This is a genomic window from Brachybacterium paraconglomeratum (genome assembly GCF_039541415.1).
In the GTDB taxonomy this organism is placed as follows: domain Bacteria; phylum Actinomycetota; class Actinomycetes; order Actinomycetales; family Dermabacteraceae; genus Brachybacterium; species Brachybacterium paraconglomeratum_A.
In genome coordinates this window covers 401078-426028 of the sequence record NZ_BAABGE010000007.1, presented here as the reverse complement: position 1 = coordinate 426028, position 24951 = coordinate 401078, and the positions used below count along the sequence as shown (strand labels likewise).

Genomic DNA, 24951 nt, shown 5'->3' with positions numbered 1-24951 from the left:
CCGGGCGTCGCCGTTTCGTCTGCCGCCCCGACCCGGAGGTCCGTATGCCCGCTCCCCGTTCCCGTGTCGCCGTGACCGGCCTCGGCACCGTCAACCCGCTCGGCGGTGACGTGACCTCCACCTGGGAGGCAGCCCTCGCCGGGACCTCCACCGCGCGCACCTTCGACAACGACTGGAAGGAGCGCTACGGGCTGTCCGTGGACTTCGCCTGCCAGATCGTTCCCGGCGCGCTCGACTCCCTCACTCGGCCCGAGGCCAAGAAGCTGGATCCCTCGGGCCAGTACGCGATGGTCGCCGCACGCGAGGCCTGGGCCGACGCCGGCACCCCCGAGGTCGCCCCTGAGCGGCTCGGAGTCGTTGTCGGCACCGGCATCGGCGGGATCTGGACCACCCTCGATCAGTGGGACGTGGTGCGTGAGCGCGGCGCCCGCCGGGTCAACCCCTTCACCGTCCCGATGCTGATGGCGAACTCCTCGGCCGCGAACATCTCGATGGAGCTCGGCGCCCGCGCCGGCGCCCACACCCCCGTCTCCGCCTGCGCCTCCGGTTCAGAGGCCGTGGCCCTGGGGATGGGCATGATCCGCGACGGCCGGGCCGATGTGGTCGTCGTCGGCGGCACCGAGGCATCGATCCACCCGATGACCATCGCCGCCTTCGCAAACATCCGTGCCCTCTCGAACCGCGTCGACGATCCGCAGACCGCCTCCCGTCCCTACGACGTGGACCGCGACGGCTTCGTCCTCGGGGAAGGCGCAGCCATTCTCGTGCTCGAGAGCGAGGAGCACGCCGCCGCCCGCGGTGCCCGCGTGTACGCCTACGCCTCCGGGCGCGGCATGGCCGCAGATGCTCATCACATCTCGGCCCCCTCTCCTGAGGGCCAGGCGAGCGCCATTCGCGAAGCAGTCGAGGATGCGGACGTCGCGGCACAGGACATCGTGCACCTCAACGCCCACGGCACCTCTACCCCGCTCGGGGACATCGGTGAGCTCAACTCCGTCTCCACCGCGCTCGGCGGGATCACGGACCAGATCGTGGTCAGCTCGACCAAGTCGATGACCGGTCACCTGCTGGGCGGCGCCGGGGCGCTCGAGTCCGTCTTCTCGGTCCTCGCCTCGCACCACCGTCTCGCACCACCGACGATCAACATCGAGAACCTCGACCCCGACACCCCGATGCAGATCGTCCGGGACACTCCCGCGGACCTGCCGGGTGGCGACATCGCCGTGCTGAACAACGCCTTCGGCTTCGGCGGCCACGACATCGCTGTGGTGTTCACCAGCGCCTGAGCCGCCGCCGTACGGCCGCAGGGCACCGCGTGACGTGACGCCGTGCCCTGCCGGCCCTGCCGAGATCGACGTTCGGAACAGATTCCCCACCGGATCCTGTACCGAACGTCGATCTCGTTTCATGAGTTGCCCGGAAAGCGTGCGGGCCGGGGCGCTCAGCTCACGCGGTGCAGCCACCTCATCGGCACACCCTCGCCGGCGTGACGGTAGATCTCGAGGTCTTCGTCCCAGGGGGCGCCGAGCGCGATGTCGAGCTCATGGCGGAGGGCATGCGGGTCAGTTCCCGCCCGCTCCATGCAGCCGCGCACATGGTCCTCGGTGAGGACGATGTTCCCCGCGTGATCGGTGGCCGCATGATGGATCCCCAGCTCGGGGGTGCAGCTCCAGCGCGCGCCATCCATCGCGGCGGTGGCCTCCTGAGTGACCTCGAAGCGCACCTCGTTCATACCGCGCAGTGCGCTGACCAGCTGTGCTCCCGTGTCCTCGCGTCCTCGCCAGGTCAGCTCCGCACGTTGCAGCCCGCGGCTCACCGGCTGCTCCTCCCAGCGAATGCGAGTGGGCATGCCAAGAACTCCGCTGGCGGCCCATTCGATATGCGGCGTGAGGGCCCGCGGCGCGGAGTGAATATACAGAACGCCCTGAGTCATCTCGTTCCTTCCGGTCTCCGATGCGTCTTCCCCAACGAATCGGTACCGCGGATGGATCTGAGAACACAGGTGTGTCGAGGTAGAGCTTAGAGGGTCTCCCTGATCTGGCGCAATGCGCGCTTCTTGACCGACCGCTCGAGACCGTCGATGTAGAGCGCGCCGTCGAGATGTCCGACCTCGTGCTGGATCAGGCGCGCGATGAGCCCCTCTCCCGCGAACTCGATCTCCTCGCCCTCGAGGTTCGTCCCGACGCACCGCGCATAGGCGGAGCGGGTGCGCGGGTAGAACAGCCCGGGCACCGAGAGGCAGCCCTCGTCATCGTGCTGCAGCTCCTCGGAGAGCTCGACGATGACAGGGTTCAGGATGTATCCGAGCTCCTGCTTCTCCACCAGGTGCCAGGAGAAGGCGCGCAGGTTCACACCGATCTGGTTGGCGGCGACACCAGCGCGGCCCTTGTCATCCACGGTGTCCAGCAGATCGCGCACCAGGGTGCGGGTGCCGTCGGTGATCTTCGTGATCGGATCGCAGGCGGTGCGCAGCACGGGGTCGCCGACGATACGGATGGGGCGGATCGTCATGCTTTCGGCTCCTGCTCGCTCTGTTCGGCGCCGAGCACGCGGTGGGTGACCTCCACGCCGGGGACCACGGTCCGTTCGACTGTGCAGCCAGCGGCGACCGCACGGCCGAACACCTTCACCACGGTCGAGATCTCGCTCTCGGTGAGTCCCTCGAGCGGGAGCTGCACCTCTTCGGCGATGCTCAGGTAGCGGTTCTCGGCCTTGTCGGAGGTCCCGTGAGCCCACAGGCGCATATCGAAGCCCTCCCCCAGGCGGCGGGCGAGGTTCACGTCCGAGCTCATCCCGGCGCAGCCGATCAGCGCGAGCTTGAGCAGCTCACCGGGGTTGATCTCACCTTCGCCGTGGCCGATCGGGATCTCGACACCGCGCTGGTTGCGACCCATCAGGGTGCGCTCCCCGGAGCGGTCTGCCCAGACGCTGCCGGGACCGAAGTTCTCCGGAAGCTCGAAACGATCATCGGGGACGGTGGACATCGTCCTTCTCCTTCACGAGAACCATCAGAAAATGAGACAGCCCCGGAAATCTCCGGGGCTGTGCTCCTGCAGTGGGCTCCCGCACTTGGATTCGAACCAAGAACCGCTCGATTAACAGTCGAGTGCTCTGCCGTTGAGCTATGCGGGATCGACCTGAGCAACAGTAGCAGGATCTGCCCGGTGCGCGCATCTCCGTTCTGCCCTCTCACCGGCCACTATGACGAAGGTAACGACTTTCTCTTCGAGATGAGAAGGCGGGCGAGGGAGTCCGTACGGGCGGGCCTGGTGCGGTAGATTCGGGTGCGCTCCGCACGGAGCGGATGGCCCAGTAGCTCAGCCGGTCAGAGCAGCGGACTCATAATCCGTCGGTCGCGGGTTCAAGCCCCGCCTGGGCTACTTGACCAGCAGGTTTACCCGCTTCGGTACATTCCGGAACGGGGAGGAGCGAGTTTAGAGCGAGGAATGATCTCTCGCATGTCGCGCGAGAGCCCTCGCCGCAACAGAGCGCCACTGTCTGAAGTGCTTGAGCCGCAGAGGCTGGCCAGGATCGTTCGTTCGGCTCAGGTCTCCCAACGCACCTTTTCAGCCGACTTGTCACGTCGCCATCCGCGCCAGACGGGGTGGCGCAGCCGACCGTCCTCGGTGCGCTCGGTGAATTGCACCTCCCCCACAAGATCCGCACGCACCCATTCCGCATCCCGGCGATCCGCGGAGGGAACGTCGTCCACCGGCGGAGTCTTCCGGGGGCGAGAGGAGAGCGTTCTCGCGATCTGCTCGAGGTCGCGGTCGCTGAACCCGGTGCCGACGCGGCCGGCATAGCGCAAGACGCCCTTCGAGTCCGGGACCGCGAGCAGCAGGGAACCGATACCCCCGGAGCGACCGCCCTTGCCATGTCGCCATCCGATAACGACCACCTCCTGATGCCGGACGTTCTTGATCTTGATCCAGGTGCGACTGCGTCTTCCTGGCCGGTAGACGCCCGTCTCCGTCTTCGCCATGACCCCTTCGAGGTGGAGCTCCTGCGAGAGCTCGATCGCGTGGTCGACGTCTCCGTGGTCTGCGTGCGGCAGCTGGATGCGCTCGGTTGCGTCCACCGCAGCGAACAGAGCGTCGCGCCGTTCGCGGTACGGGCGGCGGAGCAGGGAATCGCCGCCGCGCATGAGCAGGTCGAAGAGCATCACGTGCACCTCGACATCCTGTCTGGCTCGGTCGACATCGCGTTCACGCGTGAGACCGAGCCGCTGCTGGAGTCGGGAGAACGAGGGCCGGTCACGTGAGTCGAGAGCGACGATCTCTCCGTCGAGGACGGTTTCGCCTGCGGCGAGGATCTCGGGCTCGATCACGTCCCGCAGCTCGGCGAGCTCGGGGAAGGTGGCGGTCAGTTCCTTGCCGCCGCGGCTGGTCAGGCGAATATCGTCCGGAGTGACGGTGGCGATGACGCGCACTCCATCCCATTTCATCTCGAAGGCCCAGTCGTCCTGGTCACGGATGTCGTCCCGGCTGCCGACGGTGGCGAGCATCGGAGCGATCGGCTCCCCCATCCCAGTGGACGCGGAGCGGGACGCAGACCTGGCGGTGGACGACGAGCGGGAAGACTCGCTCCGGGACGAGCGCCGCTCCTCGGCCGTGGGCACCTGCCCCTCAGATTCCGGCTGCTCCTTCATGAGGTGCAGCAGCCAGTTGGCGTCGGCCTTCTCCTTCGCCGCCGCGGAACTCTTCTTCCCGCCCATGCCGCCGGTGTGGAGGAACGCGAAGCGGCGTGGGGTCCCGCCGAGGCCGCCGTCCGCGCGGCCATGACAGACCACGATGACCTCCTTGCCCTCTCGCCACTTCTCGATCTTGATCGTGCCGGTGTCCCAGAGGGTGACGTCGCCTCCGCCGTACTCGTCCTTGGGGATGGTGCCCTCGAAGGTGCCGTATTCGAGCGGATGGTCCTCGGTCTGCACGGCAAGGCGGTTCACTTTCACGTCGAGCGGGGGCCCCTTGGGGACGGCCCAGGAGACCAGCACCCCGTCGTGCTCGAGGCGGAAGTCCCAGTGCAGGCTGGAGGCGTGATGCTCCTGGATCACGAACATCGGTTGATCCGCATCGAGCGCGTCCTGGGCGGCAGGGGGGCCCAGTCGCGCCTCCGGGAGTGGTTCGGGAGTCTTCGTGGCATCTCGTTTGGAGCGGTAGAGCTCCAGCCGGTCCCGCGCCTGCTTTGTAGGCGAACCGTTGTCGGTTGAAGCTCCCTGTCCAGTGCTCTTGCCCACGTGGGCGCCCAGGGCCGCGATCGGATCGTTGCCGTCCTCGACCCGCTGCAGCACCTCCTCGAGCTCGAGCTGGTCGAGATCGGGGTCAGCGATCTCCTCCCACGTGCGGGGAGCTGCGACGGTGGGGCGCAGCCGGCCTCGCAAGGAGTAGGGGCACACGGTGGTCTTGTGTCCATTGTTCTGCGACCAGTCCACGAACACCTTGCCAGCGCGCAGAGACTTCTTCATGTCGCTGACGACGTGATCAGGATGGTCCACTGCAAGTGCTCTTGCGAGCTCGTGAGCGACCTGCGCGATCTCCTCTGCCGAGGCGGTGCCATCCAAGGGTGCGTAGAGATGGATCCCTTGGGAGCCCGAGGTGACCGGAGAGGACTCCAAGCCCATGTCCTCGAGGATCTCGCGGCACCAGCAGGCGACGCGGGCACAGTCCGCGAGGCCGGCGCCGCTCCCCGGATCAAGGTCCAGGACCAGGCGGTCAGGATTTGATGGAGTCAGATCCTCGTCGAATCGCCATTGCGGTGTGTGGATCTCGAGGGAGGCCAGCTGGGCGAGCCACACCAGCACAGCGGGCTCGTCGATCAGCGGGTATGCAGAGGTGCCATCGCTGTGCTCGATGTCGGCGCGCGGCACCCAGTTCGGCGCATGGTCCTCGAGGTCCTTGCGGAAGAAGGCCTTGCCGGGGTGCTCTGCTGTTCCCACCCCGTCGACCCAGCGTTTGCGGGTCGCGGGTCTCCGCGTCGCCTGCGGGATCATCACCGGTGCGATGCGCCGGTAGTAGTCCAGCACCTCGCCCTTGGTGGTGCCCGTCGAGGGGTAGTAGACCTTCTCGAGGTTCGAGACCTTCAGCGTGCGGCCGTCGATCCTGACGTTCTGCTCCCTGGTAGCCATGGGTCCATGGTGCCCCCGAACATTCGCTGCGTCACGGAGCCCGCTCCTTCGCGACCGACCGATCGGACCTGGCCAGGATGCGGTGGCCGTGATGTCATGGGGCATGCGCGCGATATGGAGTGGTGAGATCACGTTCGGGCTCGTCAACGTCCCGGTGAAGCTCTACGGGGCGACCCGGTCGCACGACATCTCCTTCCACCAGGTCCACGACGACGACCAGGGACGCATCAAGTACCAGCGGATCTGCGAGGTGTGCGGGCGCGAGATCGACTTCGAGCACATCGACAAGGCCTACGACGATGGCGACAAGACCGTGGTCCTCACCGATGAGGAGCTCGACGCTCTTCCAGCCGAGGACAACAACGAGATCGACGTCGTGCAGTTCGTGCCCGATGAGCAGGTCGATCCGATCCTGCTGGGAACCTCGTATTTCCTCGAGCCCGTGGGACGGTCCTCGAAGGCGTACGTCCTGCTGCGCCGAACGCTCGAGGACACCGAACGCACCGCGATCGTCAACTTCACATTGCGCACGAAGACCAGGCTCGGCGTGCTGCGGATTCACGGGGACCTGCTCGCCCTGCAGACGCTCCGCTGGCCGACGGACCTCAAGGATGTCGACTTTGCGCCGTCGAAGACGAAGATCAGCAGCAAAGAGCTGAAGATGTCTGCCTCGCTGGTCGAGCAGTTCAGCGGGAACTTCGAGCCGGAGCTGTTCTCCGACGAATACCAGGAGCAGCTGCGCGAGCTGGTCGAGGCCAAGCTCGACGAAGGCGACTCCATCGATACCGATGCGACGTTCGGCAAGGCCGGCTCGAGCGATGATGCCGAGGGTGGCGACGGGGGCGGAAAGGTCATCAGCCTGATGGATGCCCTGGAGCGCAGCGTGCAGAAGCGTCGAGGGGCAGGTTCGTCGACCGAGAAGCCGGATGCCACGCGATCCCACTCTGGAAAGAAGACAACCGGCTCGAAGAAGAAGTCTTCAGGCTCGAAGAACACCGCGACGAAGAAGACAGCGACAAAGAAGTCGAGCTCCTCCAAGAAGTCCGGCTCCACGAGCAGGTCAGGGAAGAAATCAGCGTGAGCGCTTCCCATCGCGCACCATGCGGGACCTGGAAGACCACCAAGTACGTGAGGCGCTCACCCTGCCCGCCGCACCCCTTGGGAATCCTGGACCGACTCAGCAGTTCTCAGGCGCGGGTGACGGTGGTCTTGACCGGGGTCGGGTTCTGGAAGATGTCGAGTACCGGGCAATGCGCATCGACGGCCTCGCGCAGCTCGTGGTAACGCTCGTCCGTCTCCGGCCCTGAGAGCTCGATGTCGAGCCGTACCTCGGAGAATCCTGCGCGCACGGTCTCGTCGGCACCGAACAGCCGCGCCGCGTCCAGATCGGCTTCGGCCCTGATGACGATGTCGTCGAAGTCAATCCCGAGCTGCTGCGCGTAGAGGCGGTAGACGACGACCTGGCAGCCGACCAGCGCGCCGAGCGCGTACTCGACCGGGCTGGTTCCGGCGTCGTCTCCGGCCAGCGCTGCGGGCTCGTCGACGATGAAGGAATGCTTGCCGGCGCGCACCGTCGTCGCCACGGACCCCACGCCAGCACCGTCGACCGCATAGTTCAGGTGGGCGTTGGAGCGCTTGGCATCGATGCGACCGGCCCACGCGCTTCCTGCGTTCGCGAGGCGGGCGGCGCGATCCTCGGCGGTGATCTCGGGGACGACGGACTGGATGCTGGCTGTAGTGGTCATGACGTCGACGATAGAAGTGCCTGTGGTCGGCACCAAGCCCCATGAAATCTGCCGTCATGGCCCGTCATCTGAAGCCACCAGCGTTGCAGGCCGGGGTCCTCGCACAAGATCCCGGAGCAGGATCAGCACAGCTCCGACGTCGCTGACCTTCCAGGCTGGCCCCCATGATGACCTCGCACCTCTCCTTCCCTGCACGGAGCCGCCCCGCTGGGGCCACTGCTGTGAGCGCGCCGTTGGCGGGCACGCGGGAGGCGGGACTCGTCGCACTCACTCGCTGATCAAGAGGGGAGGTGAGGCCGGGGCCTCGGGCACGTCTCTCAAGCAGGTGGTGGTGCCACTGGGTCGCGGCGCTCGGCCCGCTCTTGCGCCGTTCACAGCCACTCCCGTGCTCGCGCATACCGTGCGGCCTCGCGCCGGTTGCGGGTCTGCGTCTTGTGCATGGCGTTGGAGAGATAGTTGCGGACGGTGCCCTCTGCGAGGTGGAGGCGGGCGGCGATCTCGGCCACCGAGCTGCCTTCGAGAGTCTCGCGCAGCACGTCGAGCTCCCGATCGGTGAGCGGGGAATCATCCAGCACCGCCAACGCAGAGATCTCGGGGTCGATCCAGCGTCTGCCGGCGTGCAGGGTCTCGATCACCTCGGCGATCAGGGCGGGATGGGCCGCTTTGCTCACGAATCCGCTCACCCCCAGCTTCAGGGCACGGCGGAGCACCCCGGGGCGGGCGTGCCGGGTGAGCATGAGGATCACCTGCTCGGGCCGGCGCCGCCGGATGACCTCCACCGCGTCGAGACCATCCATTCCCGGCATCTCGAGATCGATGACCAGCACATCGGGTTCATGCTCCATGACTACGTCGATGGCGGCAGCGCCATCTGCCGCCTCACCCACCACCTCGATGTCCGCCTTCAAGGGCAGCAGGGACGCCAGGGCAGAGCGCAGCAGGGCCTCGTCGTCCGCGAGCACGATCCGGATCATGAGTGTCTCCGTCCGGTGGGCTCCACCGGCGCCGGGGCAGGGAAGTGCACTGCGGTGCGGAACTCGCCCTCCCCTTGCGTCGCAGTGAGCACGCCGCCCTCGCTGGCGACCCGGGCACGAAGGGTCTCCAGGCCGCGCAGGGCCGGCAGTCCCCCGTCGGCCGCGCCATCGTTGACGACCTCGATCCCGCTGTCGGTGAGTGTGATCGAGGCGCGGCTGGCCTGGGCATGGCGCAGGATGTTCGTCGTCGATTCGCGCAGCACCTGGCTCAGCAGCTCCCCGATCCCGGGGCGAGTCTCCCCGCGTCGGGTGATCCGCACCGTGATACCCGCGGCGTCCAGGAGGTTCCGGGCGTTCTCCAGCTCGGCCCGGAGGTTCAGCGTGCGCTGGGCGTAGGCGAGGTTCTTCGTCTCCTTGATGGTCTCCTCCACGTGCGCGTACACCTCGCGGAGCTCGGTGATCGCGCGTGCGGGGTCTCGACGGACGAGCTCCTCGGCGAGTGCCACCTTCAGGTTCACCACGTGCAGGGTGTGCCCCTGGATGTCATGGAGCTCGCTGGCGAAGCGCATCCGCTCATGCAGGATCCCCAACTCCGCCTCCGCCTCCTGCGCGATCTCCAGATCGTCGATGATCCCCCAGTAGCCCTGGATCAGGAGCATCACCGCACCCACGAAAGCGCTCAGCCCACCCGGCATCACCACGAAGCGCACCACGTCGACCCAGGTGATCGGCTCGCTCAGGAAGTACAGGCCGCCGATCGCGGCGATCAGCACCCCCATGGCGACGATCCAGATCAGATGCCGCCTGCGCAGGTGGGGGATCAGCACCCCGCTGAGGATCGCGGCGCCGAAGAACGCCACCGGGTTGATAGCCAGCACTGCGCTGAGAATCCAGATCGCGTAGGAGAAGACCACGGCGAGCGCCGTGGAGCGCGGATACCGGGTGGGCTCGAACTCCAGCAGCACCAGGAAGGTGACCAGCACTCCCAGGCTGAGCACGAGCGCCTCCTGCCAGCTGCCCGAGGTGACGGCGACGATCGCCAGCGTCACCGGGGCGATGGCCACCACCGTGGTGAGCACCGTGGCGCGGTGGAGGCGTCGCCGTGCGGCGATGGAGGTCGAGGACAACGGCTCTGCCTCCGTTCCTGGGGTCCGACAGGTGCACTGGTCCGCCCATCATCTCGGATCCCCGCTCCCACCGGAAGTGACGAGAAGTCATGCTCGTCGGTGACAGTGCGGGACTGCCGCGGCAGCGCCCACGAGCGTGGAATAGCGGCATGAACACACCCACAGTCATCGACGTCGAACAACTCAACATCAGCTACGGCGACTTCCACGCGGTCAAGGACCTCACGTTCTCGGTCCGGCGCGGCGAGCTCTACGCTCTGCTCGGCACCAATGGCGCGGGCAAGACCTCCACCCTGGAGGTCATCGAGGGTCATCGACCTTCGACCTCCGGGAAGGTCAGGATCCTGGGTGAGGATCCGCTGGACCGTCGGGCCGTGCGCCACCGCACCGGCATCATGCTTCAGGAGAGTGGCTTCGCCGCTGATCTCAGCGTGATCGAGACCCTGACCTTGATCGGAGGGCTCTCTGGCCGTCAGGACCAGCCCAGCCGGTTGCTGGACCTGGTCGGGCTGACCGCGAAGGCAGATACCCGTGTCTCCTCCCTCTCCGGGGGTGAGAAGCGCCGACTGGACTTCGCGACCGCCGTCTACGGATCGCCGGAGCTGATCTTCCTCGACGAGCCCACCACCGGGCTCGACATCCAGTCTCGCGACGACCTCTGGGAGTCCGTGGATCGGCTGCGTGAGGACGGGGCGACCATCGTGCTCACCACGCACTATCTGGAGGAGGCCCAGCAGCGGGCCGACAGGATCGGGCTGATGCACGAGGGCACCCTGCAGAGGCAGGGCACCGTGAGCGAGCTGACCCGCACCCTTCCCGGGACCATCAGCTTCGCCCTCGAGGAGGCGCTGGTCCCCCAGCTGCCGTTGCAGAGCTCCCCCGCTGGCCAGGGCAGGCAGCTGGTACACACCGAGAACCTCCAGCAGGACCTTCACGTCCTGCTCACCTGGGCGCATGCGAGCAACACGATGCTGCACGACCTCGACGCGGGACCCACCCGCCTCGATGACGTCTTCCGCGCCGTCTCCCGTCACTGACCCGCCGTCCGCACCACACCCCAAGGACAAACAGATGTTCACCATCGCCCGCAGCGAATTCCAGCAGATCCTCCGCAACCGACTCGTCTTCTTCAGCGCGACCGTGATCCCGGTGGGCATGAGCATGCTGCTCATCACCCAGCGTGATCTCTTCAGCCAGTTCCCCGCCGGCATGGGACTCCTCGCCGGGGTCTTCATGATGATCCTGATCAGCATGGGCCTGTACACCACAGCGGTCTCCACGCTGGCCGCCCGTCGCCAGACCCTGTTCCTGAAGCGTCTGCGCTCCACGGCGGTCAGCGACGCCGCCGCCCTGGCCGGCATCCTCGGCCCGCCCGCCCTCATCGGGTTCGTCCAGGTCGCCGCGGTGCTCACCGTGCTGGCGGTCCTCACAGAGGTTCCCGCGAGCATCCCGCTGCTGATCCTCTCCGCCCTCTCCCTGGTGGCGATGATGGTGGGCTTGGCTCTGGCCACGGCGGGAATCACCACCTCCCCGGAGCATGCTCAGATCACCACCCTCCCGCTCACCATGGGCACCTCCGCGGTGGCCTTCTGGATCGGGCTGACCGGCACCGAGGAGCTCGCCATGCTCAAGCGGCTGCTGCCCGGAGGCGCCGCGACCGAGCTGACCATCAATGCCTGGAACGGGGGCACCGGACTGGTCGACAACCTGCTCCTGCTGCCGCCGACCATCGCCTGGATCGCCCTCGGGATCGCACTCGCTCAGCGATTCTTCCGGTGGGAGCCCCGGCGCTGAGCCCGCTTCACCAGACACGCCACGCAGAGGCACGCACACAGGCGCACACAGCCAGCAGGAGGACCCATGAAGAATCACGATCACCATTCAGCCCCGTCGACGTCTGCAGGACCCCGCGGCGGCAGCACCGACTCCACGCTTGTCGAAGACATCCTGCTCCTGCTCTTCCAGCCATCGTCCGGAAGCATCGCCGGGGAGAACACCCTGTTCTACATCCTGGGAGGAGCATCTCTCACCGAGCTCGCGCTGCGCGACCTGGTGCAAACGACCACTGATGGCACAGACCGGATCACCTCCCGCGCGACCCCACCACCCGAGGAGGTCCTGCTCCGCCCGGCATGGGAGTATCTGGCCAGGAGATCCCGCTACCCCCAGACCGTGATCGCGGCTGTCGGGCCGAACCTGCGAAGCCAGGTGATGGAGACGCTGCTCCTGAAGGGGCATCTGCACCAGACTCGCACCACGTTCCTGGGCTTCGTGCCCCGGAACAGGATCGAGCTGGGAAGCTCCCGTCGGGAGGAACTGCTCTCTCACGTCCGAGCGGTGCTGGTGGACGAAGCGGCGGCCGATGCAAGGACGGCAGCGCTGATCGCGCTGCTCTCCGCGAGCGCACAGCTCCACCAGCTGGACCCCGACATCCCCTGGACCTCGGCGGTCATCCAGCGCGCGCGTGGATACGAGTCCGGACACCACAGTGCGCAGGCAGCAGGACTCGGCGTCTCCCAGTCGACCTTCCTGATCATCAGCGCGCTGGCGGCAGCGGCCGCCGCTGCTCCACGGAGCAGCTGACGCACCAGGCCTCCCGGAGTGAACCAGCGATCACCGGCGGTGCGACTGGCCGCACCTGCTCACCAGGTGCGGCCAGTTCGCGGCGGTGCGTACGGTCAGCCCGACTGCCGCACACACCCCGCGCTCGGCGGCGACAGACGAGCCCGTAGGCTCGCCATAGGCATGACCGTGACGGTCCGCCTCGAGGAGGCCGACGATGGACAGCGAGGCGGAGGACAGCGACCGCGACCCCCTGGCCACATATGTCCGCCTGCATGCGATGCGGGCGCTTGAGGGCGTGCGGCAGTTCGACGCTGCGCCGTCGGTCGAGGTGGTCCATGACACCCGCACCTCGCTTCGCCGGCTCCGGGCGACCACGCGCACGTTCCCGCAGTCCTTCCCTGACCTCCTCGATGACGACGCGGACCTGCAGTGGGTGGCTCTCGGGTTCGGCGCTGTGAGGGACGCCGACGTGCTCGCCGAGCTGCTGCTGCACCTGGCTGAGCTGCTCAGCCCTGACGCGGCCGACGCGCCGTCCAGCGAGCAGCATGCACTGGCCGTGGCGCTCACCTCCGCACGCGAGGAGGCGATCCAGGACCTCCGCGCTCATGCCGAGCACGAGCGCTGGACGCGGGCCGTCCGCCAGCTCGAACTGTGGACGGTCGCTCCGCCTGCCCTTGCCAGCACGGAGCTGGAGGGCACGACGGAGGACACGTTGCGCCGCGCCCGGGACACGGTCAGGCGCCGGCTCTCCACCTCAGAAGGCCAATCCATCGCCCTCCACTCGGCGCGGAAAGCCGCCAAGCGCTGGCGCTACGCGGCCGAGCTGCTCGCCCCGGTGGAGCCGGCCGCCCAGGAGCATCTGGAGGTAGCGCAGCAGGTGCAGGATGTACTCGGGGAGCTGCAGGACACCGTGATCGGCATCGAGTTCCTGGAGACGGTTCACCGACCTGGCTCGCACGGCACTCTGACCGGGCGCCTGCTGGACGCGCTGAGCAGTTCCCGGTCCCGGCTGGTGACGCGCGCCGGGACGCTGCTCTGAGCGCCGGACTTCGGCGGGAGCGGAGCTCGCTCAGTCATCTCCTGCGCGCAGCGCACGGCGCTTGACCTGTACCTGCGCCAGGCGCGCCATGATCTCCTGATGCCGCTCGCCATCCCCGGGGTCGGTGCGCTGGAGTCGCTGTTTGAGCACCGAGTACTCACGGGTGATCGACAGTTCGGTGAGGCGGTCCAGCAGGGACCCGGCGAGCTTGCGGAGGTCCTCCTCGTCCCGGGCCGGCAGGTCGAGGTTCGCGATCTCGACGATCATCGGCCGGATGGTCTCGCCGGCGATCTCGAGGACCTGCTCGAGGTACCGGGCAGCGTGCAGCTCTCCCGTGACGGCATCGAGGAGGGTGCCGGCGGCGAGCATCACGTCCCACACCCCCTGCAGGGTGGGCACGTGGAAGGAGTCATCCGGGAGCGAGGCCACCTTCTCGGCGTCCAGCAGCTGCGGTGCCTGGAGCATGACCGCGAGCGACTGCGTCTCGACCTGCCCCACGGGGTCGCGGGGGTTGACCGCATCCGCCAGGCGCGCGGCCGGCAGGGCGTGCCCCGCGCCGTCGACCCCGCCGTGATCTCCAGGCCGTTCGGTCATCGGTGCCGGTTCCTCGGCCCGGTGACCACCGCGTCCTTCGCTGCGGGCCGCGTCATGCACGGCGCGCAGCACCGTGCGCTCCTCCATGCCCAGCCACCCGGAGAGCCTCCGAGCATACTCGGGACGCATCGCGCGATCCCGGATCTGAGCCACCACCGGCGCAGCCATCCGCAGCGCGGTGACCTGACCTTCGACGGTGTCGAGGTCCACCTGGGCGATCGCTGAGCGGATCGCGAACTCGAACAGGGGCCGACGCTTCGCGATGAGGTCCCGCACCGCCTGATCGCCTTGCTGGATCCTCAGCTCGCAGGGGTCCATGCCCCCGGCCTCGACCGCGACGTAGGTCTGGGCCACGAAGCGCTGGTCCTCCTCGAAGGCGCGCAGCGCCGCCTTCTGGCCGGCGGCGTCGCCGTCGAAGGTGAAGATGACCTCGCCTGCCAGGCCGCGGCCGTCCGTGTTCAGGCGCAGCCCGGCGGAGGCGTTGGAGTCCCCCATGACCCGGCGCACGATCTTCACGTGCTCGGAGCCGAAGGCGGTGCCGCAGGAGGCGACGGCGGTCTTGACCCCCGCGAGGTGGGCGGCCATCACGTCGGTGTATCCCTCGACCACCACCACCTGGTGCTGGGAGGAGATCTCCTTGCGGGCGATGTCCAGGCCGTAGAGCACATTGGACTTGTGGTAGATCGCGGTCTCGGGGGTGTTGAGGTACTTGGGGCCCTTATCGGACTCCAGCAGTTTCCGGGCGCCGAAGCCGATGGTGTTGCCGGTGATGTCGCGGATCGGCCACACCAGGCGGCCGCGGAAGCGGTCGTAGACGCCGCGCTGGCCCTCGGAGACCAGGCCGCTCGCGACGAGCTCCGGCTCGGTGAAGCCGCGGGAGCGCAGCACTCCGGTGAGCGAGTCCCAGCCCTCGGGGGCGAAGCCCACCCCGAAGGTGGCGGCGGCCTCCTGGTCGAAGCCGCGTTCGGTGAGGAACCTGCGACCCACCTCGGCCGACGGCGTGGAGAGCTGTTCGCGGAAGTACTCCTCGGCGATGGCGTGCGCATCCAGCAGCCGGCGTCGGGTCCCGAAATCGGGTCGGTCGGCGCTGCCGCCGCCGCTGTCCTCGTAGTGCAGCTGGACGCCATAGCGGCCGGCGAGCATCTCGACCGCTTCGACGAAGCTGAGGTGGCTGATCTTCTGGACGAACGAGATCACGTCCCCGCCCTCGCCGCAGCCGAAGCAGTGCCAGTGACCCAGCTGCGGGCGGATGTTGAACGAGGGAGTCTTCTCGTCGTGGAACGGGCACAGGCCCTTCATCGAGCCGATCCCGCCGGTGCGCAGCGTGACGTGCTCGGCGACGACCTCGTCCAGGCGGGAGCGTTCCCGCACCAGCTCCACGTCGGCGCGACGGATCAGTCCCTGGGCCACCCGCTCAGAGCTCCGATCCGAGGCCGGGCAGCGGGGTGTCCGCAGCGGTGATGTGGGTGAGGTCACGGTCGAAGAGCTCTGCATGGAGTCGGCGGGCGGTGACGTCGGTGTAGGACGCGATCTGGTCCACGACCACCCGGCGCCGCACGTCGTCGTCCGTGGCGCTCTGCCAGAGCTCGGCGAACAGGGGGCTGAGGTGCTGGGTCCCGGTGTTCCAAAGCCGCGAGTACAGATCGCGAATGATCTCCTCCTGCGCTTCGTACACCGGCTGCTGCGAGGCGGAGGACATCACGTACGCCGCGGCCAGGCCCTTGAGCACGGCGATCTCGAGATGGGTCTGGTCCGGCACCACCATCTCCCCGGCGTATCGCGACATGGCGTCCTGGCCGTGGGCGGCACGGGTGGCGGTGATCGCGGAGCGGGTGAAGCGGCCGATCAGCTGGCTGGTCATGTCCTTCAATGCGGCGGCCGAGCGCATCGATCCGTCGAAGGTGGGCATCCAGGAGGGTTCTGCTTCGAGCCGTGTCAGCGCTTCATCGAGAGCGTCGAGGGACTCTCCGGGCATATACCAGTCCTGGACCACGTAGAGCGCCGCAGCCCGCTCCATCGGATCGTGCAGCCGCTTGAGATCCAGGCTCAGGCCGGTGATGGCGTCCTCGATGTCGTGCACCGAATAGGCGACGTCATCGGCGAGGTCCATCACCTGCGCCTCGAAGCACTGCCTGCCGGCCACAGCTCCCTCGCGGGCCCAGGTGTAGACGTCGAGGTCGTCGGCGTAGGCACCGAACTTCACGGAGCTCGGGTCGGGGCCCTGGCCGCGGGTCCACGGGTATTTGATCGCCGCGTCGACGCTGGCCCGGGTGAGGTTCAGGCCATAAGGGCGATCCTCCCCCACGACCTTCGGCTCCAGCCGGGTGAGCAGGCGGAGGGTCTGGGCGTTGCCCTCGAAGCCGCCGAAGTCTGCGGCAAGCTCGTCGAGGACCTTCTCACCGTTGTGCCCGAACGGCGGGTGACCGAGGTCGTGGGAGAGGCAGGCGGCGTCGACGATATCGGGATCGCAGCCGAGCTCCGCCCCGATATCACGGCCCACCTGGGCGACTTCGAGCGAATGGGTGAGGCGGGTGCGCACGAAGTCGTTCGACCCGGCGCCGAGCACCTGGGTCTTGGCACCGAGTCGACGCAGCGCCGAAGAATGCAGCACGCGCGCGCGGTCTCGCTGGAAGGGCGTGCGGGCCTGTGACTTCGGGGGCTCAGGAACCCAGCGTTCGAGGTCGGGCGCCGAATAGCCGGCCGGAGGCAGGGTGGTCATGCGCTCATCCTCCCGAGGTGTCGAGCTCGGCCTCGTGGAGGCGGGCGGCGTGCTCGGTGCTGAGCTCACGGGAGGTCATCCAGCCGTCGGGGACATGGGCCTTCTTCGGTGTGCCCGCCCGGCCTCGCGGACCTTCGACAGCGGCACCGGGGTACGGGCTGGTCAGATCCAGTTCGGCGATCTTGGCGTCGAGGTCGGCGAGGGATTCCATGGTCGCCAGCCGGTGGCGCATCTCGCCGCCGACGGGGTAGCCCTTGAAGTACCAGGCGACGTGCTTGCGCAGGTCTCGCAGGGCCCGGCCTTCGTCCTCGTAGAACTCGATCAGCAGCTCCGCGTGGCGGCGCAGGATCGCGGCGACCTCGCCGAGCGTGGGCTGGACCCGGTCGGGCTTGCCGGCGAAGCCCGCGGCGAGATCCGCGAACAGCCAGGGCCGTCCCTGGCAGCCGCGGCCCACCACCACGCCGTCGCAGCCCGTCTGGTCCATCATCCGGATCGCGTCTTCGGCGGACCAGATGTCGCCGTTGCCGAGCACCGGGATGTCGGTGATCAGCTCCTTGAGCTCGGTGATCGCCTCCCAGCGTGCGGTGCCCGAGTAGTGCTGGACGACGGTGCGGCCGTGCAGCGCGATCGCGGCGGCGCCGACCTCCTGGGCGATCAGTCCGGCGTCGCGGAAGGTCTGGTGCTCGTCATCGATGCCGATGCGGGTCTTGACGGTGACCGGCACCTCGGGGCCCGCGGCCTCGACCGCAGCGGTCACGATCCGGGTGAACAGCTCCGTCTTCCAGGGCAGCACGCCACCACCGCCGCGACGGGTGACCTTGGGGACGGGGCAGCCGAAGTTCAGATCGATGTGGTCGGCGAGGTCGCGCTCGCGGATCATCTCCACGGCGCGGCGCACGGTCGCGGGGTCCACGCCGTACAGCTGCACGGAGCGGGGAGTCTCCCGCTCGCCCATCGTCACCAGGCGCCAGGACTCCTTGTGGCCCTCGACCAGCGCACGCGTGGTGACCATCTCGCCGACGAACAGGCCGCCGTCGTCGTCGCTGTGCAGGGCGCCGAACTCGCGGCACAGCAGACGGAACGCCATATTCGTGATCCCCGCCATCGGTGCGAGCACCACGGGGGTGTCGATCGTGTGCGGTCCGATCGTCAGAGCGCGACGGCGCTCAGGAGCGGCGGTCGCGGGAGCGGTGGGCCGGTCGACGGCGTGGTGGCTCACGCGGGACGGGGCATTGAGGGTGGTCATCATCTCGATTGTCCCACCTGACCCGGTCGCTCGGGAGGGGTGACAGGGGTGATGTGCATCGAGTCGTGCTGGGGAGGAGGGGTGCGGGCGGTAGGTCCCGGTCAGATTCCGCGCCGTGCAGGAGAATGAAGGCAGCGGCGCAGCGCCCTTCCCTCCCCCGGCGCCGTCGAGGCAGTCACCGGGTCGAGGCAGTCATGAGAAGGAGGCGCGAGATGTCCGCATCAGCCGCAGGGGTCCGGGCCGCGCCCCGGATCGGATTCGTCTCCCAGGTCGAGCACACTCCCGGTGACGGCGCGAGCCGCGGCGCCGTCAGCGGCGGTCTCGCCGAGGGGATCGACCTCTTCATCGCCGCAGAGGAGCTCGGCTATGACGTCGGCTATGTCCGCGTGCGCCACCTCCAGGCCGCCCTGGCCGCTCCCCTGCTGTTCCTCGCAGCGCTCGGCCAGCACACCCACCGGATCGAGCTCGGCACGGCCGTGATCCCGCTGCGCTTCGAGAACGCGGGCCGGCTGGCCGAGGATCTGGCCACTGCAGATCTGCTCACCGGAGGCCGGCTGCGGCCCGGGGTCAGCTCCGGCTATTCGGCGAATGACGCGATCTACGCCCGTGCCTTCGGCGCCCTCCGCGATGCGCGCCCTGACCACGTGGATCGGATCCTGCACGATCTGGTCTCGCTGCTGGACGGCGAGATCGTGGCCGGCGCCGACACGCACGTCGAGGGCGTCGACCGCGGGAGACCGCTGAAGGTTCAGCCGCAGGTTCCGTCGGTGCGGGCACGGCTCGCCTATGGTGCGGCGAGTCCGCACCGGGCGGCTCTGGCCGGCACGATGGGCCTGGGGCTGCAGCTGGCCACGATGGCTCCCGACGACGAGTCGGGGCGGTCCTTCGAGCAGCTCCAGCTGGAGGCGCTGACCGCCTACCGGGAGGCCTCACGCGACGCCGGCTTCGGTGAGGGGCACGTGATGGTCAGTCGCCAGATGATCCCGGTCCGGAGCGAGTCGGAGCTCGAGCGCTATGTCTCGCTGCTTCCGCGGGAGCGGGCGGCAGATCCTGCCGTCACCGGGGAGCATCACGGCGCGGAGATCGGCGGACACCCCGCGGTGTACAGCCGGATCGTGCTGGATGATCCCGCGATCGTCGCACAGGCGCTGATCGCGGACGCGGTGGTGCAGGCGGCCGACGAGATCGTGCTCGTGCTGCCCTTCGGTGTTCCCGCCGCAGATCAGCAGCGCGTGCTGCAGACCTTCGGACAGGATGTGGTCCCCCAGCTGCTGGCTGCGATCCGCTGAGCATTGCCGGCCCTCATCACACCTCGATGCCCGGTCTTCGTCCTTCGGCGCCTGGTCACAAGGCCGGGGCCTCCGGGCCGTCGCTCATCCGCCCACCAGCCGCCGTCGGGCCCGGGAATCGACCAGCACCGTGACGTTGTCGCTGATCTGCTCGGCCGTGCCCACCCCGGCGGGGAGTGCCCGGACCTGCGGATCCTCCACCTGCTCGAGCAGCAGAGTCGACAGGTCCCGCACTCCCAGATGCGGACGCTCGAAGAAGCCCTCGGTCGCGGGGTCGAGCGTCGGGAGCCCTCGAGCGCCCTGCACGGCAGCGAGGAGTTCCGCTGCATCCGCGAGGGCGGTCTGGCGGGCACGCCAGTCCCGCGCCCGCAGCACCTCATGCAGGGCGCTGCGCAGCGCTCCGCCTCCGGGCAGCATCGCGGCGGAGTGCGCCAGCCATTTGCCGTAGGGAGGCCAGCGCCGATGCAGAAGATGTGCAAGGTGCAGCATCGTGCGCACGTGCCGGGCCGCGATCACCGCGGAACCGTCCTCGTCGCCGCGCAGTCCGGCCCGGCCCACGTCAGGAAATTCCTGACCGAGCCGGTGCCAGTCCGCGGCCAGCACATACAGCCATACATCGCGGGGGTACCAGGTCAGCCGCTCGCGAAGCGTGCTGAGCACACCGGGACCGTCGTGGAAGACGGGGCCCGAGGTCACCTCGAGCGCGGCCTGCCCGGTGAGCGAAAGCCAGTCCTCGAGCCCGAGCCCCGCCGGTCCGACGAGCAGGTCCGCATCGATGCCGACCCGTGAACTGGCGAAATCGGCGGCGGATGCCACCTCGACCCGCTGCCGGATCACGGGCTCCCAGGTGGTCTCGAACCTGGTGGGCAGGCCTCGCCAGTGCTCAGGCAGCTCGCGCTCCAGCAGCGCATCGACAGCGGGAGCGTGACCGTCCTCGACCAGGAGCGTCAGCCGCAGGCCCCAGTCGTGGTCCCTCGACTGCGCATCGTCATAGCCGAGGACGTCGGACCCGGAGCCGAGCCGGGCCGCGGCGACCTCGAGACCCGGCCGGTGCTGCGCGAGCAGCGGCCGCACCACCTGCTCCCAGTACGCCCGGGAGAGCTCGATGCCGGAGCCGGGCTCATCATCCATGCGCTCACTCTGTCACTGTTCGCCCGGCGTCGAGGGGGTATCTCTCGAGGCGCGTGCCCGTCCTTGCCGAGGCGTGTGATCGCGCTTCTCGAGCAGCCTGCCTCCGCGGCTATCGGAGGAGGCGGCTCACCCGGCGTCCAGGCCGTTCAGGCTCCGAGCAGGCGCGTGGCGAGGTAGGACTCGACCTGGTCCAGCGCCACGCGCTCCTGCGCCATGGTGTCGCGCTCGCGGATGGTCACGGACTGGTCCTCGGCGGTCTCGAAGTCCACCGTGATGCAGAACGGGGTGCCGATCTCGTCCTGGCGACGGTAGCGGCGACCGATGGCCTGGGTGACGTCCATCTCGACGTTCCAGTGCTTGCGCAGCTGGTCGGCGAGCTGGGTGGCCCGCGGGACCAGGTCCTCGCTCTTGGACAGCGGCAGCACCGCGACCTTGACCGGGGCGAGGCGCGGATCGAGCTTCAGCACGGTGCGCTTGTCGACCCCGCCCTTGGCGTTGGGGGCCTCGTCCTCGGTGTAGGCATCCACCAGGAACGCCATCATCGATCGGGTCAGGCCGAAGGAGGGCTCGATGACGTACGGGGTGTAGCGCTCGTTGTTCGCCTGGTCGAAGTACTGCATCTTCGTGCCGGAGCCCTCGGTGTGGCTGTTGAGGTCGAAATCGGTGCGGTTCGCGACGCCCATGAGCTCGCCCCACTCGCTGCCCTGGAAGCCGAAGCGGTACTCGAAGTCGATGGTGCCGGTGCTGTAGTGCGCACGCTCATCCTCGGGCACGTCGAAGCGGCGCAGGTTGTCCGCGTCGATGCCGAGATCGATGAACCAGTCCCAGCAGGCCTCGACCCATTCCTTGAAGTAGTGATCCGCCTCGGCGGGCGGGGTGAAGAACTCGATCTCCATCTGCTCGAACTCGCGGGTGCGGAAGATGAAGTTGCCGGGGGTGATCTCGTTGCGGAAGGACTTGCCCACCTGGCCGATGCCGAAAGGCGGCTTCTGGCGGGTCGCGGTGACCACGTTGAGGAAGTTCACGAAGATGCCCTGGGCGGTTTCGGGGCGGAGGTACGTCAGGCCGGCCTCGGTGTCGACCGGGCCGAGGAAGGTCTTGATCAGACCGGAGAACTGCTGGGGGTCGGTGTACTCGCCGCGGGTGCCGCAGTTGGGGCAGGGCACCTCGGCCAGGCCGCCCTCGGGCGCGCGACCCTTCTTCTCCTCGAAGCCCTCCAGGAGGTGATCCTCGCGGAAGCGGTTGTGGCAGCTCTTGCACTCCACCAGCGGGTCAGTGAAGGTCGCGACGTGGCCGGAGGCCTCCCACACGCGCTTGGGCAGGATGATCGAAGAGTCCAGGCCCACCATGTCGCCGCGGGACTGCACGAAGGTGCGCCACCACTGCTTCTTGATGTTCTCCTTGAGCTCCACGCCGAGCGGTCCGTAGTCCCATGCGGAGCGGGTACCGCCGTAGATCTCACCGGCCGGGAAGACGAAGCCGCGCTTCTTGGCGAGTGCGATGACGTTGTCCAGCGTGCTGGCGGGGGCCTTGGCCACGGGGATACTCCTGGTGACGGGGTGGGTCGGAACCGCCCCAGCATAGTCACCTCCCGCGCTGTGAGGGTCCCCACGCCAGCGGTTCTGAGCGGGGCGTCGACTTGCGCACCGCCTTTTCACTGGTGAGAATGATTGTCATGTCGCTTCGCTCCCGCCTCACTCGACGCTCCCTGTTCGCCGCCACCGGCCTCGGCCTCGGCGCCGCCCTCCTCACGGCATGCGGGGGCGAGAGCAGCGGCGCCGACGGGAAGCTGTCGGTCGTGACGTCGGCATATCCCCTCTCCTACCTGGTCACCAGGGTCGGCGGGGAGCACGTCACCCTCGAGGACCTCTCCTCGCCGGGCGTCGACGCCCATGGCCTGGAGCTCTCCGTGCAGCAGGTCATGACCATCGAGCAGGCGGGTCTGGTGCTGCAGATCCCCGGCTTCCAGGCCGCGCTCGACGATGCCGTCGCCTCTCACGGCGGGGATAACGTGCTCGACGTCTCCTCTGCGATCACCTTGCTGCCGGCCGGCGGCGGCGACTCCCACGAGGACCACGCCGGGGAGACCGAGGAGGAGCACGCCGAGCATGCCGACGGCGACCACGCCTCCGACGGCGGTGGCGAGGGTGAGGATCATGAGGGCCACGACCACGGCCCGAACGACCCCCACTTCTGGCACGACCCCGTTCGCATGGCGGATCTCGCGGACGCCCTCGCGACCCGCCTGGGCGAGCTCTCTCCACAGAACGCGCAGTCCTTCACCGACGCCGCCGGGACGCTGCGGACTGAGCTCGAGGAGCTCGATGCCGAGCTCACCGAGTCCTTCAGCGCGGTCGAGGGCGAGAAGCCGTTCATCACCAGCCATGCCGCCTACATCTACCTGGCTGAGCGCTACGGGCTGCACCAGATCGGCATCACCGGCGTGGACCCGGAGACCGAGCCCTCCCCGCAGCGCCTCCTCGCGCTCGAGCAGGTCGTGAAGGAGGAGGGTGTCTCGACGATCTTCTTCGAGACCTCCGCCTCGCCCAAGGTCGCCCAGACCCTCGCCCAGAACCTCGGCATCGACAGCGAGGAGCTCGACAACCTCGCGACCCACCTGAGCGAGGAATCCGATTATCCTCAGGTGATGCGAGAGAACTGCACCAAGCTCGTCGCGAGCTGGACGTGAGCGGCCGCCCCGCACCGCTTGATGGTCTGCCCCCCGTCATCGAGGTGGAGGGGGCCTCTGTGTCCCTCGGTGGCCAGCGGGTGCTCCATGACGTCGACCTCCGCATCGTCCCCGGTGAGCTGGTGGCGCTGCTCGGCGCCAACGGCTCCGGGAAATCGACCCTGCTGCGGACCGCGGTGGGGATCCTGCCGTTGGAGTCCGGCTCCGCACGGCTGTTCGGCGAGCCCGTGCAGCGCAGCATCGCCCATGATCGTCTCGGCTATGTGCCGCAGGATTCCGCCGTGGGGGGTTCCATCCCCGCCACCGCTCAGGAAACCGTCGCGAGCGGCCTGCTGGGGGCCCGGTCCTGGTGGCCCAGCCGCCGTGACTCCCGGATCGCGAACGCGCTCGAACAGGTCGGGATGTCCGATCTGGCCGGCCGTCCCCTCACCAGGATGTCCGGCGGGCAGCGACGCCGCGTGATGATCGCCCGCGCCCTGGTGCGCAGCCCCGAGCTGCTGGTGCTCGATGAGCCGTTCTCCGGTGTCGACCTGCCCACCCAGGACCTCATCTCCCAGCTCTTCCGCGAGCTGTCCGCCGCCGGCACCTCGATCCTGGTGGTCCTGCACGAGACCGGTCCGCTGACCGGTGACATCCATCGCGCCGTGGTGCTCGATCACGGCCAGGTGGTGCATGACGGTCCCGTCGAGGAGCGCCCTCGCCTCCATCCCGGCCATGGCCATCCAGAGGATGCCGCCCCGCTCGACCAGTGCCTCGGCCAGGAGATGAACCCCCTATGATCACGCCGATCGACATCCTCACCTCCGACCTGCTGCGCTACCCGCTGATCATCGCTGTGCTCATCGGGCTCACCGCACCGGTGGTGGGCACCTATCTGGTCCAGAAGCAGCTGTCCCTGCTCGGTGACGGGCTCGGCCATGTGGCCCTGACCGGTGTAGCCGTCGGCTGGCTGGTCGGCGCCTGGATCTCCGCCACGCCCGCGGACCTGCTGGCGATCCCCGGGGCGCTGGCCGCGTCGGTGATCGGGGCGCTGCTGATCGAGTACGTGCGGGAGGTCAGCCACACCAGCCGCGATGTGGCGCTCGCGATCCTGTTCTACGGGGGCATCGCCGGCGGCGTGGTCATCATCCAGCTCGCCGGCGGCACCTCCCAGAACCTCATGGGCTACCTCTTCGGCTCCCTCTCCACCGTGACCGCGCCCGATGCCGTGATCTCCTTCGTGCTCGCCGCCGTGGTGCTGGTGATCGGGGTGGGCCTCTCAGGGCTGCTCTCTGCGGTCACCGCGGACGAGGAGTTCGCTCGGGCCTCCGGCCTGCCGGTGCGCGTGGTCAACATCCTCGTCGCCGTGATGGCGGCGCTGACCGTCACCCTGTCGATGCGGATCGTGGGCGCGCTGATGGTCTCGGCGCTGATGATCGTGCCCGTCGCTGCGGCGCAGCACTTCGTGGTCGGCTTCACCCGCACCATGCGCACCGCCATGGTCATCGCGGTGCTGTGCGCCCTCGGCGGGCTTCTGATCACGGTGTACGTGGATCTGCCGCCGGGCGGTGTGATCGTGCTGCTGACGATCGCCGTCTACGCCCTGGGTCTGGTGTACCGCGCGCTGCGCCCGGCACGCGAGCTGCCGACGGTGGGCGGCCCCGGACCCTTCCGGTCCAGCACCATGCCCGCCCCTGCACGTGCAACGCCCCACCACTGATGGAATGTCC

At 68.4% G+C, this 24951-nt stretch carries 22 protein-coding genes and 2 tRNA genes; 11 read left to right on the top strand and 13 right to left on the bottom strand.

Annotated elements, in window-relative coordinates:
- Window positions 1-44: 44 nt before the first annotated feature.
- The gene (locus ABD893_RS11180; RefSeq protein ID WP_345079814.1) at window positions 45-1286 is read left to right on the top strand and encodes a beta-ketoacyl-[acyl-carrier-protein] synthase family protein; all 1242 of its coding nucleotides are present in this window, start codon (window positions 45-47) and stop codon (window positions 1284-1286) included.
- 155 nt (window positions 1287-1441) lie between these two features.
- On the opposite strand, the gene ABD893_RS11175 is transcribed toward ABD893_RS11180, so the two are convergent.
- The 4 genes from ABD893_RS11175 to ABD893_RS11160 form a co-directional block, all read right to left on the bottom strand.
- Window positions 1442-1933 carry a DUF3145 domain-containing protein gene (locus ABD893_RS11175; RefSeq protein ID WP_345079812.1) on the bottom strand — a complete coding sequence of 164 codons (492 nt, stop codon included), beginning with the start codon at window positions 1931-1933 and terminating at the stop codon, window positions 1442-1444.
- Between the two features lie 86 nt (window positions 1934-2019).
- On the bottom strand, window positions 2020-2511 hold the full coding sequence (gene def / locus ABD893_RS11170; RefSeq protein WP_345079809.1) for a peptide deformylase: 492 nt from the start codon (window positions 2509-2511) through the stop codon (window positions 2020-2022).
- Window positions 2508-2984 carry an OsmC family protein gene (locus ABD893_RS11165; RefSeq protein WP_345079805.1) on the bottom strand — a complete coding sequence of 159 codons (477 nt, stop codon included), beginning with the start codon at window positions 2982-2984 and terminating at the stop codon, window positions 2508-2510. The genes def and ABD893_RS11165 overlap by 4 nt, the downstream gene beginning before the upstream one ends.
- A 76-nt stretch (window positions 2985-3060) precedes the next feature.
- Window positions 3061-3132: transfer RNA gene (locus ABD893_RS11160), tRNA-Asn, on the bottom strand.
- A 174-nt stretch (window positions 3133-3306) separates the two neighbouring features.
- On the opposite strand from ABD893_RS11160, the gene ABD893_RS11155 reads away from it, so the two are divergent.
- A tRNA-Ile gene (locus ABD893_RS11155) sits at window positions 3307-3380 on the top strand.
- A gap of 164 nt (window positions 3381-3544) precedes the next feature.
- Here the strand turns inward: ABD893_RS11155 and ABD893_RS11150 are convergent.
- A complete protein-coding gene (locus ABD893_RS11150; RefSeq protein WP_345079802.1) occupies window positions 3545-6124 on the bottom strand; it encodes an ATP-dependent DNA ligase in 2580 nt (859 codons plus the stop codon).
- Between the two features lie 103 nt (window positions 6125-6227).
- Here ABD893_RS11150 and ku point away from each other — a divergent pair, with 103 nt between their 5' ends.
- Complete coding sequence (ku, locus tag ABD893_RS11145; RefSeq protein ID WP_345080782.1) at window positions 6228-7205, top strand: non-homologous end joining protein Ku; 978 nt, start codon at window positions 6228-6230, stop codon at window positions 7203-7205.
- A gap of 106 nt (window positions 7206-7311) precedes the next feature.
- Here ku and ABD893_RS11140 read toward each other — a convergent pair whose 3' ends face one another.
- The 3 genes from ABD893_RS11140 to ABD893_RS11130 form a co-directional block, all read right to left on the bottom strand.
- The gene (locus ABD893_RS11140) at window positions 7312-7869 is read right to left on the bottom strand and encodes an OsmC family protein (protein ID WP_345079799.1); all 558 of its coding nucleotides are present in this window, start codon (window positions 7867-7869) and stop codon (window positions 7312-7314) included.
- Window positions 7870-8240: 371 nt separating this feature from the next.
- Window positions 8241-8843, bottom strand: a complete 603-nt coding sequence (locus ABD893_RS11135) for a response regulator (RefSeq protein WP_345079797.1) — start codon at window positions 8841-8843, stop codon at window positions 8241-8243.
- A complete protein-coding gene (locus ABD893_RS11130) occupies window positions 8840-9970 on the bottom strand; it encodes a sensor histidine kinase (RefSeq protein ID WP_345079794.1) in 1131 nt (376 codons plus the stop codon). The genes ABD893_RS11135 and ABD893_RS11130 overlap by 4 nt, the downstream gene beginning before the upstream one ends.
- A 149-nt stretch (window positions 9971-10119) precedes the next feature.
- On the opposite strand from ABD893_RS11130, the gene ABD893_RS11125 reads away from it, so the two are divergent.
- The 4 genes from ABD893_RS11125 to ABD893_RS11110 all read left to right on the top strand — a co-directional run bounded on the left by ABD893_RS11125 (window position 10120) and on the right by ABD893_RS11110 (window position 13574).
- Window positions 10120-11007 carry an ABC transporter ATP-binding protein gene (locus tag ABD893_RS11125; protein ID WP_345079791.1) on the top strand — a complete coding sequence of 296 codons (888 nt, stop codon included), beginning with the start codon at window positions 10120-10122 and terminating at the stop codon, window positions 11005-11007.
- A 34-nt stretch (window positions 11008-11041) separates the two neighbouring features.
- Window positions 11042-11764: an ABC transporter permease gene (locus ABD893_RS11120; protein WP_345079788.1), complete on the top strand. Its 723-nt coding sequence runs from the start codon at window positions 11042-11044 to the stop codon at window positions 11762-11764.
- A 66-nt stretch (window positions 11765-11830) separates the two neighbouring features.
- Complete coding sequence (locus ABD893_RS11115) at window positions 11831-12553, top strand: GOLPH3/VPS74 family protein (RefSeq protein WP_345079785.1); 723 nt, start codon at window positions 11831-11833, stop codon at window positions 12551-12553.
- A gap of 196 nt (window positions 12554-12749) precedes the next feature.
- Window positions 12750-13574, top strand: a complete 825-nt coding sequence (locus ABD893_RS11110) for a CHAD domain-containing protein (protein ID WP_345079783.1) — start codon at window positions 12750-12752, stop codon at window positions 13572-13574.
- Between the two features lie 30 nt (window positions 13575-13604).
- On the opposite strand, the gene dnaG is transcribed toward ABD893_RS11110, so the two are convergent.
- Genes dnaG through dusB form a run of 3 tightly spaced genes read right to left on the bottom strand, consistent with a single transcriptional unit; the run spans window position 13605 to window position 18133 of the window.
- Entirely contained in the window at window positions 13605-15578 is a 1974-nt protein-coding gene (gene dnaG, locus ABD893_RS11105) for a DNA primase (protein ID WP_345079780.1), read from the bottom strand.
- 4 nt (window positions 15579-15582) lie between these two features.
- Window positions 15583-16887 carry a deoxyguanosinetriphosphate triphosphohydrolase gene (locus tag ABD893_RS11100; RefSeq protein ID WP_345079777.1) on the bottom strand — a complete coding sequence of 435 codons (1305 nt, stop codon included), beginning with the start codon at window positions 16885-16887 and terminating at the stop codon, window positions 15583-15585.
- A gap of 4 nt (window positions 16888-16891) precedes the next feature.
- Window positions 16892-18133: a tRNA dihydrouridine synthase DusB gene (gene dusB / locus ABD893_RS11095; protein WP_345079774.1), complete on the bottom strand. Its 1242-nt coding sequence runs from the start codon at window positions 18131-18133 to the stop codon at window positions 16892-16894.
- Window positions 18134-18345: 212 nt separating this feature from the next.
- Between dusB and ABD893_RS11090 the strand changes: the two genes are divergently transcribed.
- Entirely contained in the window at window positions 18346-19422 is a 1077-nt protein-coding gene (locus ABD893_RS11090; protein WP_345079771.1) for an LLM class flavin-dependent oxidoreductase, read from the top strand.
- Between the two features lie 84 nt (window positions 19423-19506).
- On the opposite strand, the gene ABD893_RS11085 is transcribed toward ABD893_RS11090, so the two are convergent.
- Both ABD893_RS11085 and ABD893_RS11080 read right to left on the bottom strand, forming a co-directional pair.
- Window positions 19507-20553 (bottom strand): DUF4037 domain-containing protein, encoded by a 1047-nt coding sequence (locus ABD893_RS11085; protein ID WP_345079768.1) that lies wholly within the window; start codon window positions 20551-20553, stop codon window positions 19507-19509.
- 146 nt (window positions 20554-20699) lie between these two features.
- Window positions 20700-22091, bottom strand: coding sequence for a glycine--tRNA ligase (locus ABD893_RS11080; RefSeq protein WP_345079765.1), 1392 nt, complete (start codon window positions 22089-22091; stop codon window positions 20700-20702).
- Window positions 22092-22228: 137 nt separating this feature from the next.
- On the opposite strand from ABD893_RS11080, the gene ABD893_RS11075 reads away from it, so the two are divergent.
- The 3 genes from ABD893_RS11075 to ABD893_RS11065 are packed head-to-tail and all read left to right on the top strand — an operon-like array spanning window position 22229 to window position 24941.
- Complete coding sequence (locus tag ABD893_RS11075) at window positions 22229-23242, top strand: metal ABC transporter substrate-binding protein (RefSeq protein ID WP_345079762.1); 1014 nt, start codon at window positions 22229-22231, stop codon at window positions 23240-23242.
- A gap of 59 nt (window positions 23243-23301) precedes the next feature.
- Window positions 23302-24021 (top strand): metal ABC transporter ATP-binding protein, encoded by a 720-nt coding sequence (locus ABD893_RS11070; protein WP_345079759.1) that lies wholly within the window; start codon window positions 23302-23304, stop codon window positions 24019-24021.
- Window positions 24018-24941 carry a metal ABC transporter permease gene (locus ABD893_RS11065; RefSeq protein WP_345079756.1) on the top strand — a complete coding sequence of 308 codons (924 nt, stop codon included), beginning with the start codon at window positions 24018-24020 and terminating at the stop codon, window positions 24939-24941. The genes ABD893_RS11070 and ABD893_RS11065 overlap by 4 nt, the downstream gene beginning before the upstream one ends.
- The last annotated feature ends 10 nt before the right edge of the window (window positions 24942-24951 follow it).

Coding starts and splice junctions, on each gene's coding strand:
- ABD893_RS11110 (WP_345079783.1), top strand. CDS start 12,750: ATGGACAGCGAGGCGGAGGACAGCGACCGCGACCCCCTGGCCACATAT.
- ABD893_RS11165 (WP_345079805.1), bottom strand. CDS start 2,984: ATGTCCACCGTCCCCGATGATCGTTTCGAGCTTCCGGAGAACTTCGGT.
- ABD893_RS11135 (WP_345079797.1), bottom strand. CDS start 8,843: ATGATCCGGATCGTGCTCGCGGACGACGAGGCCCTGCTGCGCTCTGCC.
- ABD893_RS11075 (WP_345079762.1), top strand. CDS start 22,229: ATGTCGCTTCGCTCCCGCCTCACTCGACGCTCCCTGTTCGCCGCCACC.
- ABD893_RS11065 (WP_345079756.1), top strand. CDS start 24,018: ATGATCACGCCGATCGACATCCTCACCTCCGACCTGCTGCGCTACCCG.
- ku (WP_345080782.1), top strand. CDS start 6,228: ATGCGCGCGATATGGAGTGGTGAGATCACGTTCGGGCTCGTCAACGTC.
- ABD893_RS11115 (WP_345079785.1), top strand. CDS start 11,831: ATGAAGAATCACGATCACCATTCAGCCCCGTCGACGTCTGCAGGACCC.
- ABD893_RS11140 (WP_345079799.1), bottom strand. CDS start 7,869: ATGACCACTACAGCCAGCATCCAGTCCGTCGTCCCCGAGATCACCGCC.
- ABD893_RS11090 (WP_345079771.1), top strand. CDS start 18,346: ATGTCCGCATCAGCCGCAGGGGTCCGGGCCGCGCCCCGGATCGGATTC.
- ABD893_RS11175 (WP_345079812.1), bottom strand. CDS start 1,933: ATGACTCAGGGCGTTCTGTATATTCACTCCGCGCCGCGGGCCCTCACG.
- dusB (WP_345079774.1), bottom strand. CDS start 18,133: ATGACCACCCTCAATGCCCCGTCCCGCGTGAGCCACCACGCCGTCGAC.
- ABD893_RS11085 (WP_345079768.1), bottom strand. CDS start 20,553: ATGGATGATGAGCCCGGCTCCGGCATCGAGCTCTCCCGGGCGTACTGG.
- ABD893_RS11125 (WP_345079791.1), top strand. CDS start 10,120: ATGAACACACCCACAGTCATCGACGTCGAACAACTCAACATCAGCTAC.
- ABD893_RS11100 (WP_345079777.1), bottom strand. CDS start 16,887: ATGACCACCCTGCCTCCGGCCGGCTATTCGGCGCCCGACCTCGAACGC.
- def (WP_345079809.1), bottom strand. CDS start 2,511: ATGACGATCCGCCCCATCCGTATCGTCGGCGACCCCGTGCTGCGCACC.
- ABD893_RS11180 (WP_345079814.1), top strand. CDS start 45: ATGCCCGCTCCCCGTTCCCGTGTCGCCGTGACCGGCCTCGGCACCGTC.
- ABD893_RS11120 (WP_345079788.1), top strand. CDS start 11,042: ATGTTCACCATCGCCCGCAGCGAATTCCAGCAGATCCTCCGCAACCGA.
- ABD893_RS11150 (WP_345079802.1), bottom strand. CDS start 6,124: ATGGCTACCAGGGAGCAGAACGTCAGGATCGACGGCCGCACGCTGAAG.